The 12,178-nt window shown below is 59.0% G+C and carries 13 protein-coding genes; 4 read left to right on the top strand and 9 right to left on the bottom strand.

What is annotated here, in order from left to right:
* Window positions 1-175: 175 nt before the first annotated feature.
* From BLR20_RS21695 to BLR20_RS21680, 3 genes are all read right to left on the bottom strand, one after another.
* Entirely contained in the window at window positions 176-1,030 is an 855-nt protein-coding gene (locus tag BLR20_RS21695) for a putidacin L1 family lectin-like bacteriocin (protein WP_074595032.1), read from the bottom strand.
* An 11-nt stretch (window positions 1,031-1,041) separates the two neighbouring features.
* On the bottom strand, window positions 1,042-1,224 hold the full coding sequence (locus BLR20_RS21690) for a Com family DNA-binding transcriptional regulator (protein ID WP_054992507.1): 183 nt from the start codon (window positions 1,222-1,224) through the stop codon (window positions 1,042-1,044).
* 272 nt (window positions 1,225-1,496) lie between these two features.
* Window positions 1,497-1,940, bottom strand: coding sequence for a hypothetical protein (locus tag BLR20_RS21680; protein ID WP_032611745.1), 444 nt, complete (start codon window positions 1,938-1,940; stop codon window positions 1,497-1,499).
* Between the two features lie 189 nt (window positions 1,941-2,129).
* On the opposite strand from BLR20_RS21680, the gene BLR20_RS21675 reads away from it, so the two are divergent.
* The 4 genes from BLR20_RS21675 (at window position 2,130) to estP (ending at window position 5,538) form a co-directional block, all read left to right on the top strand.
* The gene (locus tag BLR20_RS21675) at window positions 2,130-2,741 is read left to right on the top strand and encodes a LexA family protein (RefSeq protein WP_054992508.1); all 612 of its coding nucleotides are present in this window, start codon (window positions 2,130-2,132) and stop codon (window positions 2,739-2,741) included.
* A gap of 155 nt (window positions 2,742-2,896) precedes the next feature.
* A complete protein-coding gene (locus BLR20_RS21670; RefSeq protein WP_054992509.1) occupies window positions 2,897-3,145 on the top strand; it encodes a DUF1654 domain-containing protein in 249 nt (82 codons plus the stop codon).
* A gap of 122 nt (window positions 3,146-3,267) precedes the next feature.
* Window positions 3,268-3,510: a pyocin activator PrtN family protein gene (locus tag BLR20_RS21665; RefSeq protein WP_003316268.1), complete on the top strand. Its 243-nt coding sequence runs from the start codon at window positions 3,268-3,270 to the stop codon at window positions 3,508-3,510.
* A gap of 105 nt (window positions 3,511-3,615) precedes the next feature.
* On the top strand, window positions 3,616-5,538 hold the full coding sequence (estP, locus tag BLR20_RS21660) for an esterase EstP (protein WP_054992530.1): 1,923 nt from the start codon (window positions 3,616-3,618) through the stop codon (window positions 5,536-5,538).
* Window positions 5,539-5,771: 233 nt separating this feature from the next.
* Here the strand turns inward: estP and trpE are convergent, their stop codons facing one another.
* From trpE to BLR20_RS21625, 6 genes are all read right to left on the bottom strand, one after another.
* Window positions 5,772-7,253: an anthranilate synthase component I gene (gene trpE, locus BLR20_RS21650; RefSeq protein WP_010428738.1), complete on the bottom strand. Its 1,482-nt coding sequence runs from the start codon at window positions 7,251-7,253 to the stop codon at window positions 5,772-5,774.
* Between the two features lie 70 nt (window positions 7,254-7,323).
* Window positions 7,324-8,142: a phosphoglycolate phosphatase gene (locus tag BLR20_RS21645; RefSeq protein ID WP_054992510.1), complete on the bottom strand. Its 819-nt coding sequence runs from the start codon at window positions 8,140-8,142 to the stop codon at window positions 7,324-7,326.
* Window positions 8,139-8,813: a ribulose-phosphate 3-epimerase gene (rpe, locus tag BLR20_RS21640; protein WP_054992511.1), complete on the bottom strand. Its 675-nt coding sequence runs from the start codon at window positions 8,811-8,813 to the stop codon at window positions 8,139-8,141. Before rpe ends, BLR20_RS21645 begins: the two co-directional genes overlap by 4 nt.
* 126 nt (window positions 8,814-8,939) lie before the next feature.
* Entirely contained in the window at window positions 8,940-9,761 is an 822-nt protein-coding gene (locus BLR20_RS21635) for an ABC transporter permease (RefSeq protein ID WP_003394916.1), read from the bottom strand.
* An 11-nt stretch (window positions 9,762-9,772) separates the two neighbouring features.
* Window positions 9,773-11,020: an ABC transporter permease gene (locus BLR20_RS21630; protein ID WP_004415813.1), complete on the bottom strand. Its 1,248-nt coding sequence runs from the start codon at window positions 11,018-11,020 to the stop codon at window positions 9,773-9,775.
* 77 nt (window positions 11,021-11,097) lie between these two features.
* Window positions 11,098-12,147, bottom strand: a complete 1,050-nt coding sequence (locus BLR20_RS21625; RefSeq protein ID WP_390175874.1) for a polyamine ABC transporter substrate-binding protein — start codon at window positions 12,145-12,147, stop codon at window positions 11,098-11,100.
* Window positions 12,148-12,178: the final 31 nt, after the last annotated feature.

The raw sequence follows: 12,178 nt of genomic DNA, 5'->3' as shown, positions 1-12,178 counted from the left end.
AGCTATAGGCGATCACGCCGTCTTTCTGGGCAATGGCCGCCATGTGCTGCCCAGCTCGCGATTCGAATTTTTGGTCGAGCAAAAGGATTCTTTGCTCGCATACTTCGTGGCAGTGAGACAAAAAACACCTGCCGCCTACCTTGTATCGAGGAACGCGGCATATGTTGATCAGAGGTTAAAAATCCCAACCGATGCCGCCAAACAGAGGAAATGGACCGGTGCTGTGATCGGGATAGAACACAGCACGTGGAGGCTTGACTGGCTCAGGAGCCCACCCGAAACGCGCCCAGATCGGAACATTCTTCACGATGACGAATGCACCGTTCTCCTGGATCTGAGCGTACGCACCTGGGAACCCGAAAGTGCTCGTATGCCAAACCGCTTTACCAGCACCGTCGTAAATTACAAAATTTCCGTCACTCTGCATTACGGCTCTGGTAGCACCGGTATTTTGGGTTCCCGAGTTCCATGTCGGCGACATATCTTTGTCATACACAACCAGATTACCGTCAGCCTGGAAGATGAGCTTGTACTCACCAGCCGGATAGACTGCAGCCACCACCATGTCCTGATCGGGATTCAAAACGGTTGCAGTTGCGACGCCAGGCGTAAAGGTTGCGCTTGTATCCGTCGACCACAGTGCTTGGATATCGACGATAACAAGGTTTCCATCATTCTGGAGAGACAGAAAATACCGTTCGGATTGAGACTGAGTGGTGCCGTCGCGGGTTAGCCACGTGCGGCCGCGAATCGGGTCGTACAGATACAGGCCGCCCCACATCAAAACATGCAGAGGGAAATCGTTACCTGGACGTGATGCGCTGTACGGCTGATTGGAATCGGCAATCCACACAGCGGCTCCGCTTGTTTGATCGTAGATCGCCAAATTGGCATCCTCTTGCAACAACAGCTTGTATCTTTTGTCCTGAGAAAGCAGGTACTGGCCTGGGACCATGACTTGCGCTGGTGGCATGTAGGACGATCCTACATCGGTGAAATACGCGGGGTGTTTTGGGTAATAACTAGACATTTTTATACCTGTTAAGTCGAATGATCTGTCGCGGAGGATTCCGCTTTAATGTCGCTCAAAGGCGATAACTCGAGGCTCGCGGCCTTCACATGATTCAACGTCCCGCAGCGGGAACATTTGATCTGGAGCTCTGTGTATTCACCCATGCGGGCCAGCAGCTTCTTGCACTGTCCGCATCGATAGTCTTTCAACATTTGCACTAGCCTCCGTGTGTCTGACCCAATAAAAAACCCCGCCAAGGCGGGGTTCGAGGTGGGTCGCGAGTGACCGGTTGTGGCTGTTGATCAGCCTGTTTCGGGCTGCTGCCCTGAGGCGCAAATCGCATATCGTGGGACCTTTTTACCCCCCTCCGGAAAGCCTGGGAAGGGGCAGTTTCGAGGTGGGTCGAGTTTGACCGGAGTTCAACACGAGTTCGGCCACAGCTGTGCAATCGACCCGGATAAACGGCGTGAAACCGTGCCTTCATCTACCCTCGTGCAACCTTGTCGACGGCGGCGTTGTTGCTTCTGGAAGCGCTGCGCTCAGCGAGAATCGCCAGCACCTGCTGATGAAGCTTGTTGATCCAGTTGCGATAGGTGCGGTCTGCGCCTTCATTGATACCCACCAGACGCATCTGCTCGCGCACCGGCAACGACTCGACATAACGCAATGTCGCCAGTTGGGCCAGTTCAGGCCCGCGGCTCTTTGCCGGACTGCGTGACAGCTGCGCAACGGCCGCCTCCACTTCGCTGCTTATATAGTCCAGACCACTGCCATTCCCGACCAGCGCGCGAGAGCCGGGTGTACGACGCGGAATGTACGCGCCCCATTCCATGATCCCGGCCATCGGGCTGCTCAGTCCACCACCCAGGCCGATGCGCATGCGCTGCTCGCCCCAATGCTGCATCACGGCTTCTACTTTCTCGATCATCGTGTCTCTCCTGTAGGACCTTTCCGAAACGCTGCGCAGCGTCTTTCGCTACACAGAACCAAGGCCTTACAATACATTTTGTATTTTTATGACACAACGAAGCATTACATTATGTATATTGCTCAACACCCTACAGCCTGTATGATTCGACGCATGAACAGAAAATGGTATGAAGTCGCAAGACAGGTCATGGAAACTCAGGAAGTCAGCCAGGAAGAAATGGCTGAGCGGATGGGCGTGACGCCCGGCGCGGTAGGGCACTGGCTGAACGGCAAGCGTGAGCCGAAGATCGAGGTCATCAATCGATTGTTGACCGAGCTGGGCCTGCCGATCCTCACCACCTCCCTCGCGGCCAGCGAACCCGGCATGCACAACGTGGAGCCCACGGTGCAGCCTTCACGTTTCTATCGCTATCCGGTCATCAGCTGGGTGGAGGCCGGTGGCTGGAATGAAGCCGTCGAGCCTTACCCTGTCGGTTATTCGGACACCTTCGAGATCAGCGACTATAAAGCCAAGGGCAGGGCCTTCTGGCTGGTAGTGCGTGGCGACTCGATGACCGCGCCCGCAGGCCAGAGCATTCCCGAAGGCATGTTGATTCTGGTCGACACCGGAATCGAGCCCACTGCCGGCAAGCTGGTCATCGCCAAACTGCCGGAAAGCAACGAGGCCACGTTCAAGAAACTTGTCGAAGACGCCGGACGCTACTTTCTCAAGCCGCTTAACCCCGCCTACCCGACACTTCCGGTAACCGAGGAGTGCAAGCTGATCGGCGTCATCAGGCAGATGACGATGCGTCTCTGACCACCCGCCATGCTCCGCCCAAGCCCCGATAATCGGGGCTTTTTCATGCGCACTGTTTCCTGCACGGGCATGTGTCCGTGTAGGAAACATTTGTAGCTTGCGTGAGAAACACCCCTCAATTACTGTATGCACATACAGTAAAAAGGAGTTCATTCATGCTCAATCAGTCCCCCGACACCCTGCAACACGACGCTTACCTGGCGTTGGCACAGCGGATTCAGGACGCTATCAACAGTGACAAGGCCCAGATCGAGCATCAGGTCCTGCTGACTCGAGAACCTGGAGAGTCGGTGGCGCACTGGGAGCGCATCATGGATCAGATCAGCGAAGCCGAAGGCATCACAGTGACGCGTAACCCTGAAAACGGCACTGCCCACGTATGCTGGTACATCGACTCCCTATGAGCGATACGATACAAATCGTATTTAAAAATACAAACTGTATTGTCACAGGACGCTACATATCGTATTGTTTGCCTGCACCCCATTTCGGGAGTACTCACATGCAAACCACAGGGAGTCATGGAATGAACGAAATACTGGATCAACTTCGCAAAGAATTCGCCACGCCGTGCCCTTCACTGAGCGCCGTCAGAGAGCGTTATTTTTCGCACCTGTCGAACGACAGGAATCTGCTGCGCAAGATCAACGCAGGACGCATCGACTTGAAGGTCAGCCGTACAGGCGGCAGTCGTCAGGGCCACCCCTTCGTTTACCTGCACGACCTGGCCAACTATCTGAGCGCCATCGTGACCAACAGGGCTGCCTGAGGTCAAAAAAGCACCGCCGCAGCGCGAGAATGTTCATCGAACTTTGCAGTCATGAAAAATCTTGCTACGTTTCCGGTACAAAACAAAAACAATCGGGATCCTTTCATGACCAAGACATCGAGGCGCTGGCCCTTCGCGGCTTGCCTGTTATCGCTTGCCTGCGGCACCGCTGCTGCAGCGCCCTACTCCACCATGGTGGTGTTCGGTGACAGTCTGGCCGATGCCGGGCAGTTTCCGGACACCGCCGGGCCAAGGGGCTCTACGCTCAGGTTCACCAATCGTGTCGGCCCAACCTATCAGGACGGCAGCGGTGAAGCGTTCAACCTGAACTCGTCGACGCTGATAGGCAGGATGCTCGGTGTTCCGGCAGGAGATCTGGCGGCGTCCACTTCGCCGGTCAATGCTGCGCTGGGCGCACCCGATGGCAATAACTGGGCAGTCGGCGGCTATCGGACCGACCAGATTCTTGACTCGATCAACTCGCAATCCACCGTCGTCGACCCGAAGACCGGCACCTTGCTGCGCAGCCGGACCGGTTATCTGCCCGCCAACGGTTTTCGCGCCGACCCCAACGCTCTTTATTACCTGACCGGGGGCGGCAACGACTTCCTGCAAGGTCGTGTGCTGAGCGCCAGCAGCGCCGCGCAAGCTGCCAATCAGTTGGCTGACAGCGCGCAAGCCCTGCAACAGGCCGGTGCGCGCTACATCATGGTCTGGTTGCTGCCGGACATCGGTAAAACGCCAGCCTTGAGCGGTTCACCATTGGCCTCGGCGTCCTCTGCACTCAGCGCGGGCTTCAATCAGCAACTGGTCAGCCGACTGGCGCAGATCAATGCCCAGATCATTCCGCTGAATGTTCCGTTGCTGATCAATGAAATCCTCGCTGAGCCGGCACGCTTCGGGTTCGACCCCAACGAGAATCTGGTCAGTACCTGTTTCAGCGGCGACAGCTGCCGGGAAAGCACCACCAACGGCAGAACCAGTGCTACGCCGAATCCGAGCCGACTGTTCTTCAACGATCGCGTCCACCCTACCGAAGCCGGACAACGACTGCTGGCCGACTATGCGTACTCGCTGCTCTCGGCGCCATGGGAGATAAGCCTGCTGCCGGAAATGGCCAATGGCACGCTGCGCATGCATCAGGACGAGATTCGCGCACAGTGGCTCAGCGACTGGGGTAACTGGCAAGGCGTCGGGCAGTGGCAGAGCATGCTTTCGGCGGGCGGTCAGAAAATGGACTTCGACGCGCAGGACAGCTCGGCTGATGCTGACGGAAGAGGCTATAACCTGACCATTGGCGGCAGCTACCGGTTTGCCGAAAACTGGCGCACCGGGGTTGTTGCCGGAGCGTATCGCCAGGATCTTGAAGCGGGCCCCAGAGACTCGGACTACAAACTCAACAGCTACATCGCCACTGCGTTCCTGCAGTATCAAGCCAACCACTGGTGGGGTGATCTGGCGGTGTCGGGCGGCAAGCTGGATTACGAAAATGCCGAGCGTAAGTTCGCGCTGGGCGTCAGCGAAGGCCAGGAAAAAGGCGATACCGACGGTGAAATGTGGGCTGTCAGCGGGCGAGTCGGTTTCGACATCGCGGGGCCGGCCAGTCGCTGGCATTTGTCGCCTTTCGTCAGCGCCGATTACGCGCACATCGATGTCGACGGCTACTCGGAAAAAGGCGACCGTTCAACGGCTCTGACCTTCAGTGACCAGACGCGCAAATCGCGGCGAGCAGGCGTTGGTGTGCAGGGCAAATTCCAGGTGACACCGAGCACACAGGTGTGGGGCGAAGTTGCCCATGAAAGGGAGTTCGAGACCGATCAACAAGACGTGACCATGGCGCTCAACAGCGTACAGTCAGTCGGTTTCACGCTGGAAGGCTACACGCCGCAACGCGACCTGAATCGGGCTACGCTGGGCGTCAGCCAGAAGCTGACCCAGGACCTGACACTGCGCGGCAATTACAACTGGCGCAAGAACGACGACGTGACCCAGCAAGGGGTGAATGTTGCGTTGAGTCTGAGTTTTTAGACTGCCCGCAGGGAGGGAGCGTAAGGAACGATAATCTGACTATCGTGCCCATGCTCCGCATGGGCATGCCGTTCTGGACGCTCCGCGTCCTATCCTGAGAACTGCGGCGCGGCGCAGATCTGTGACGCGGAGCGTCACCCACGGCATTCCCACGCTGGAGCGTGAGGAACGATAATCTCAACTATCGTGCGATGCTCTGCGTCCGCTTTGAGACGCAGAGCAGCCAAGCCTGCTCAGTCCTCGGCAGTCTGCGAGGCCAGGGCTACGGCGCGGAACATGGCGCGGCGTTTGTTCAGGGTTTCTTCCCATTCCAGTACTGGAACCGAGTCGGCGACAATGCCGCCACCGGCCTGTACATGCAGTTCACCGTCCTTGATCACCGCAGTCCGAATCGCAATCGCGGTGTCCATGTTGCCGTTCCAGGCCATATAACCTACTGCCCCACCATAGACGCCGCGCTTGACCGGTTCCAGCTCGTCGATGATTTCCATGGCGCGGATCTTGGGCGCCCCGGACAGGGTGCCGGCCGGCAGAATCGCGCGCAGAGCGTCCATCGCGCTCAGCCCGCTTTTCAACTGGCCTGTGACGTTGGACACAATGTGCATCACGTTGGAATAACGCTCGATGACCATTTTCTCGGTCAGTTTGACCGTGCCGATCTCGGACACCCGACCGGTATCGTTGCGGCCAAGATCAATGAGCATCAGGTGTTCGGCGATTTCCTTGTGATCGGAGAGCAGGTCTTCTTCCAGCGCGCGGTCCGCCTCTTCGGTGGCGCCGCGAGGACGAGTACCGGCGATAGGACGCACGGTGATCAGATTGTCCTCGACCCGCACCAGCACTTCCGGCGAACTGCCGACGACATGGAAGTCGCCGAAGTTGAAGAAATACATGTAAGGCGTCGGGTTGAAGCAGCGCAGCGCCCGATACAGATCGATGGGCGCGGCGCTGAAATCGATGGACATGCGCTGTGACGGGACAACCTGCATCACGTCACCGGCGAGGATGTACTGCTTGATCGTGTCGACCGCCGCCTCGTAATCGTCCTGGGTAAAGCTGGAGCGAAACACCGGGTCGGCAGCAGGAGGCCGGTCCAGATCAAGACCGCGGCGCGGCGTGATCGGCTGACGCAGCTTGTGCATCAGTTCATCGAGCTGCGCAACGCCCCTTGCGTAGGCATCCTGTTGCGCCGGATCGATCAGCACGATGGCGTGCATCTTGCCCGCCAGATTGTCGAACACCACGACCGCGTCAGACACCATCAACAGGATATCCGGCACACCCAGCGGGTCAGGGTTCGGGCAGTTGGCCAGACGCTTCTCGACATAACGTACACAGTCGTAGCCAAAGTAGCCCACCAGCCCGCCGTTGAAACGTGGCAGTCCGGCAATCGTCGGTACGTTATAGCGCGCTTTGAAGGTCTCGACGAAGTCCAGCGGGTCCTCGACATCCAGGCTTTCGATCTCGACGCCATCATGGGTCACGCTGACGTGATGACCATGCACGCGCATCACGGTACGGCATGGCAGGCCGATGATCGAATAACGACCCCACTTCTCGCCGCCCTGAACCGACTCCAGCAAGTAGGAGTTGGGCTGATCGGCAAGCTTGAGGTAGATCGACAGCGGTGTATCGAAGTCGGCCAGGGTTTCGCGGGCAAGCGGGATGCGGTTGTAGCCTTCAGCGGCCAAACGCAGGAATTCTTCACGGTTCATAAGCAACCTCGTGGTTTGAGGACAAAACGGTCAGGTAGGCAAACGTGCCGGCAGGCCGGCCAGGATCAGGTCAGGCGCGCCAACGCCAGCGGGCCAGGGCCTTGATGACTTTCATCCAGAGTTTGCGAGTGACCACCACGATGGATTCTCTTGAGGAGGGACGTTTGATGTCGGGCAACAGTATCTCAGCGTCCATGTCCAGGCAACCGGGAATCAGCTTGCGCAGATCATCGATAACCATCGCCGGGTTTTCCTCGGCAATCGGCCGCCCATGGTTGTAGCCATAGCTCAGCGCGACGCAGGCGACACCGGCAGCCTTGGCCGCCTGCACGTCAGTGCGCGAATCGCCGACGAACAGTGATTGCGAGGCAGGTGCGCCGGCCATTTTCATCACGAAAAACAGCGCGGCAGGATCGGGCTTTTTCTGCGGCATGGTGTCACCGCCGATGATCCAGCGAAAGAAACGCCCCAGCTTCATCTCGTCAAGCAGCGGCGCGACGAAGCGCTCCGGCTTGTTGGTGATGAGGGCCATTTCGACCCCCATTTTCTGCAGCCATTTGAGGGTTTCACGCACGCCGGGGTAGACCACGGTGAGCTCATGCTTTTGCGCATAGGCGCGCATGAAGATTTCCAGGCCCTGCTCGGCCAGTGCGTCGTCGACCTGACTGTGGTCGAGGTCGTTGGCCAGCGCACGGCGTACCAGCACCGGCGCACCGTTGCCCACCCAGGCCCGCACCGATTCCAGCCCGGCGATCGGACGCCCCAGCTCGGAGAGCATCGTGTCCACCGCCACGGCCAGATCGGGAACCGAGTCCACCAGGGTGCCGTCCAGGTCGAACATGATCAGCTTGGGAAGCTTGCCTGCAAACAGCTGCTCGAAGCCGCTCATGCGCGGGATGACGCCAGTTCTGTACGCATCTTTTCGATCACTTCGCGGTAGTCCGGCGCATTGAAAATGGCTGAACCTGCGACGAAGGTATCCGCACCTGCCGCGGCGATTTCACGGATATTGTTGACATTCACGCCGCCGTCGATTTCCAGGCGGATGTCGCGTCCGGAAGCATCGATCAACGCGCGCGCTTCACGCAGCTTGTTGAGCGTGCCGGGGATGAACTTCTGCCCGCCAAAACCGGGGTTGACGCTCATGAGCAGGATCATGTCGACCTTGTCCATGACGTATTCGAGCAGGTTCAACGGCGTGGCCGGGTTGAACACCAGGCCCGCCTTGCAGCCACCCTCGCGGATCAGTTGCAGCGAACGGTCGATGTGCTGGGTTGCTTCCGGGTGAAAGGTGATGTAGGTGGCACCGGCCTCGATGAAGTCGCCGATGATGCGATCCACAGGGCTGACCATCAGGTGCACGTCAATCGGTGCAGTGACGCCATGTTTGCGCAGAGCGCTGCACACCATCGGACCAATGGTCAGGTTCGGGACGTAGTGATTGTCCATCACATCGAAGTGGACAAAGTCGGCGCCGCTGGACAGCACGTTGTCGACTTCCTCACCCAGACGGGCGAAGTCAGCGGAAAGAATCGATGGGGCAATAACGAAGGGCTGCATGACGCACCTGTTTGAGCAGAATCACGGTGCGCGGATTGTACGCCAAGCTTCGCCCGGAGCGGTAAGCCTCAAGCTGCACGCCAATGGATTCGCCCTGGCTGGCAGCTTGAACCTTGCCGCGCCTGGTTACTGAGCCGTACGGAGTTTTTCACTGCGCCCGCGTAACCACTCAAGCACCAGCAGCAAGACCACCGAAAAGCCGATCAGCAGGGTCGCAGCGGCGGCGATGGTCGGACTGAGGTTTTCACGGATGCCGCTGAACATCTGCCGAGGCAAGGTCGCCTGTTCCGGCCCCGCAAGGAACAGCGTGACCACCACCTCGTCGAACGAAGTCGCGAAGGCGAACAGCGCGCCGGAAATCACCCCCGGCGCAATCAGTGGCAGGGTCACGCGCCGGAAAGCGGTCAGAGGCGATGCACCAAGGCTGGCAGCAGCTCGCACCAGGTTGTGATTGAAGCCCTGCAGGGTCGCCGACACCGTGATGATCACGAACGGCACACCCAGCACCGCGTGCACCAGAATCAGCGAGGTGTAGCTGTTGCCCAATCCCAGTGGCGCAAAAAACAGGTAGCTGGCGACACCGACGATCACCACCGGCACCACCATCGGCGAGATCACCAGGGCCATGACCAGCGCCTTGCCGGGGAAGTTGCCGCGAGTCAGGCCGATCGCCGCCAACGTGCCGAAGCCCATCGCCAGCAGGGTCGCGGCCGGGGCGACGATCATGCTGTTCTTCAGCGCGCGCATCCACTCCGCAGAGTTGAAGAAGTCCTGATACCACTGCAACGAGAAGCCTTGCAGCGGATAGACCAGAAAGCTGCCGGAGTTGAATGACAGCGGCACGATGACCAGTACCGGCAGCACGAGAAACAGCAGCACCAGGGTGCAGATGATGCGCAAGGCGTAATACCAGAGGCGCTCGATCGGCGATGTGTAAGGGTTCAGCATGGTGACACTCCTCAGCTCAGACGCAGACGGCTGGCGCCGACCAGCCAGCTATAAATCAGGTACAGCACGATGGTCGCCAACAGCAGCAGCCCGCCGAGCGCGGTGGCCATGCCCCAGTTGATGCTGGTGTTGGTGTAGAACGCGACGAAGTAGCTGACCATCTGATCGTTCGGGCTGCCCAGCAACGCCGGGGTGATGTAGTAGCCGATCGACAGAATGAACACCAGCAGACAGCCAGCACCGATCCCGGCGTAGGTCTGCGGGAAGTACACGCGCCAGAAGCTCGCAAACGGGTGGCAGCCCAGCGAGATGGCAGCGCGCATGTAGGTCGGGGAAATGTTCTTCATCACGCTGTAGATCGGCAGGATCATGAACGGCAGCATGATGTGCACCATCGAGATGTACACGCCGACGCGGTTGAAGACCAGTTCCAGCGGCTTGTCGATGATGCCCATCGCCAGCAACGCACTGTTGATCAGACCGCTGGACTGCAACAACACGATCCAGGCGGCCACGCGCACCAGAATCGAGGTCCAGAACGGCAGCAACACCAGAATCATCAGCAGGTTACTCTGCCGGGCAGGCAGGCTGGCCAGCAGATAGGCCAGCGGATAAGCCAGCACCAGACAGATCGCAGTGATCACCAGACCCATCCAGAACGTGCGGGCAAAGATGTCCAGATAGATTGCCTGGTCCGGGGTCGCCGGGGCCACTTCGCCGAGATCGTCGATGCGATGGTCGACTGCCGCCAGCAGGTAATAAGGGGTGATGCTACTGGTATTGCGACGCACCGCCTGCCAATAGGCAGGGTCGCCCCACCGCTCGTCCAGCGCTTCGAGCGCTTCTTTATAAGAGGCCGGCTCAGTCTTGAACGGCAACGCGCGGGCGGTTTTGCTCAGCAGGCTGCGGTATCCGGCCAGCTCGATGTTCAGACGCTTGGACAGATCGCCCAGCGTGGAATTCTTGCGCGTTTCGGCCAGGTCCAGGCTCATTGCCTTGTAGACCGACTCGGGCGGCAGCCCTTTACCATCCCACTTTTGCACTTCGACCACGGTGGTCGGCAGCGCAGTCACGACTTCGGGGTTGCCGACGCTCTTGTAAAGCAGCGCAGCAATCGGCACCAGAAACACCAACAACAGGAAAATCACCAGCGGAGCGATCAATGCCTGAGCCTTCCAGCGGTTGACCCGCTCGGCGCGAGCGAGACGTTGCTTCAAGTTGGGGCTGGCGCCTTCAGTCAAGGGCACGGCGATGGCCATAGCGAACTCCGGAATCTTTCAACGAGAGGGAGCTCCCCGTTTCAGGGAGCGCCCGGTTCTGACTCAACGCAAACGGATTACTTGGCAGCCCAGGCAGTGAAACGCTGCTCGAGGGATTCGCCGTTGTCGGTCCAGAAGGCCACGTCCATCTGCACCTGATCCTTGATGTTCTCAGGCGTGGTCGGCATGTTCTGCAGGGTTTCCTTGTCCAGCAGCTTGACCGCCTGGGTGTTGGCCGGGCCGTAGGCGATGTTCTGCGAGTAGGTCTTCTGCTGCTCGGGGCTCAGCATGTAGGCGATGAACTTCTTCGCGGCATCGGCGTTTTTCGAACCCTTCGGGATCGCCCAGGCGTCGAAGTCATACACGCCACCGGTCCATACCACCTTGAGGTTGCTTTCCTTCTGCACTGCGGCGATACGGCCGTTGTAGGCCGAACTCATCACCACGTCACCGGAAGCGAGGTACTGCGGCGGCTGTGCGCCGGCTTCCCACCACTGAATGTTTGGCTTGAGCTCATCCAGCTTCTTGAACGCGCGGTCCTGGCCATCTTTGCTGGCCAGTACCTTGTAGACGTCTTTCGGCGCAACGCCGTCGGCCATCAGGGCGAATTCCAGGGTGTACTTGGCGCCTTTGCGCAGGCCGCGCTTGCCCGGGAATTTCTTGGTGTCCCAGAAATCGGCCCAACCGCTGGGTGCAGTGCTGACCTTGTCAGCGTTGTACGCCAGCACGGTGGACCAGACGAAGAAGCCGGCACCGCAAGTGGTGATGGCGCCAGGCACGAAGTCAGCGGCATTGCCCAGCTGTTTCGGGTCCAGCTCTTCGAACATGTCTTCGTCGCAACCACGCGCCAGTTCCGGCGATTCGACTTCTACCAGGTCCCAGGAAACGCTCTTGGTGTCGACCATGGTTTTGACCTTGGCCATTTCCCCGTTGTACTCACCGGCGATGATCTTGCCGTTGCCGGCCTTTTCCCACGGCGCATAGAACGCTTTTTCCTGAGCGGCCTTGTTGGCACCGCCAAAGGAGATGACGGTCAGGTCGGTGGCTGCCATGGCTTGCGCCGCGCACATCATGCCCAACGTGATGGCGGTGAACTTCAAAGATTTCAACATGTGTTCTTTCTCCACGAGCAGTGTTGGTAAGCGATTGGGATGGGCG

This window comes from Pseudomonas congelans, assembly GCF_900103225.1.
Lineage (GTDB): Bacteria > Pseudomonadota > Gammaproteobacteria > Pseudomonadales > Pseudomonadaceae > Aquipseudomonas > Aquipseudomonas congelans.
This window is presented reverse-complemented; position numbering and strand designations above follow the sequence as displayed.

Bases quoted from the DNA above. Each gene is read 5' to 3' on its own strand.
- BLR20_RS21675 (WP_054992508.1), top strand. From the start codon at position 2,130: ATGGAAACTCAGGAAGTCAGCCAGGAAGAAATGGCTGAGCGGATGGGC.
- BLR20_RS21645 (WP_054992510.1), bottom strand. From the start codon at position 8,142: ATGAGCGGCTTCGAGCAGCTGTTTGCAGGCAAGCTTCCCAAGCTGATC.
- BLR20_RS21630 (WP_004415813.1), bottom strand. From the start codon at position 11,020: ATGGCCATCGCCGTGCCCTTGACTGAAGGCGCCAGCCCCAACTTGAAG.
- rpe (WP_054992511.1), bottom strand. From the start codon at position 8,813: ATGCAGCCCTTCGTTATTGCCCCATCGATTCTTTCCGCTGACTTCGCC.
- BLR20_RS21670 (WP_054992509.1), top strand. From the start codon at position 2,897: ATGCTCAATCAGTCCCCCGACACCCTGCAACACGACGCTTACCTGGCG.
- trpE (WP_010428738.1), bottom strand. From the start codon at position 7,253: ATGAACCGTGAAGAATTCCTGCGTTTGGCCGCTGAAGGCTACAACCGC.
- BLR20_RS21680 (WP_032611745.1), bottom strand. From the start codon at position 1,940: ATGATCGAGAAAGTAGAAGCCGTGATGCAGCATTGGGGCGAGCAGCGC.
- BLR20_RS21665 (WP_003316268.1), top strand. From the start codon at position 3,268: ATGAACGAAATACTGGATCAACTTCGCAAAGAATTCGCCACGCCGTGC.
- BLR20_RS21690 (WP_054992507.1), bottom strand. From the start codon at position 1,224: ATGTTGAAAGACTATCGATGCGGACAGTGCAAGAAGCTGCTGGCCCGC.
- estP (WP_054992530.1), top strand. From the start codon at position 3,616: ATGACCAAGACATCGAGGCGCTGGCCCTTCGCGGCTTGCCTGTTATCG.
- BLR20_RS21695 (WP_074595032.1), bottom strand. From the start codon at position 1,030: ATGTCTAGTTATTACCCAAAACACCCCGCGTATTTCACCGATGTAGGA.
- BLR20_RS21635 (WP_003394916.1), bottom strand. From the start codon at position 9,761: ATGCTGAACCCTTACACATCGCCGATCGAGCGCCTCTGGTATTACGCC.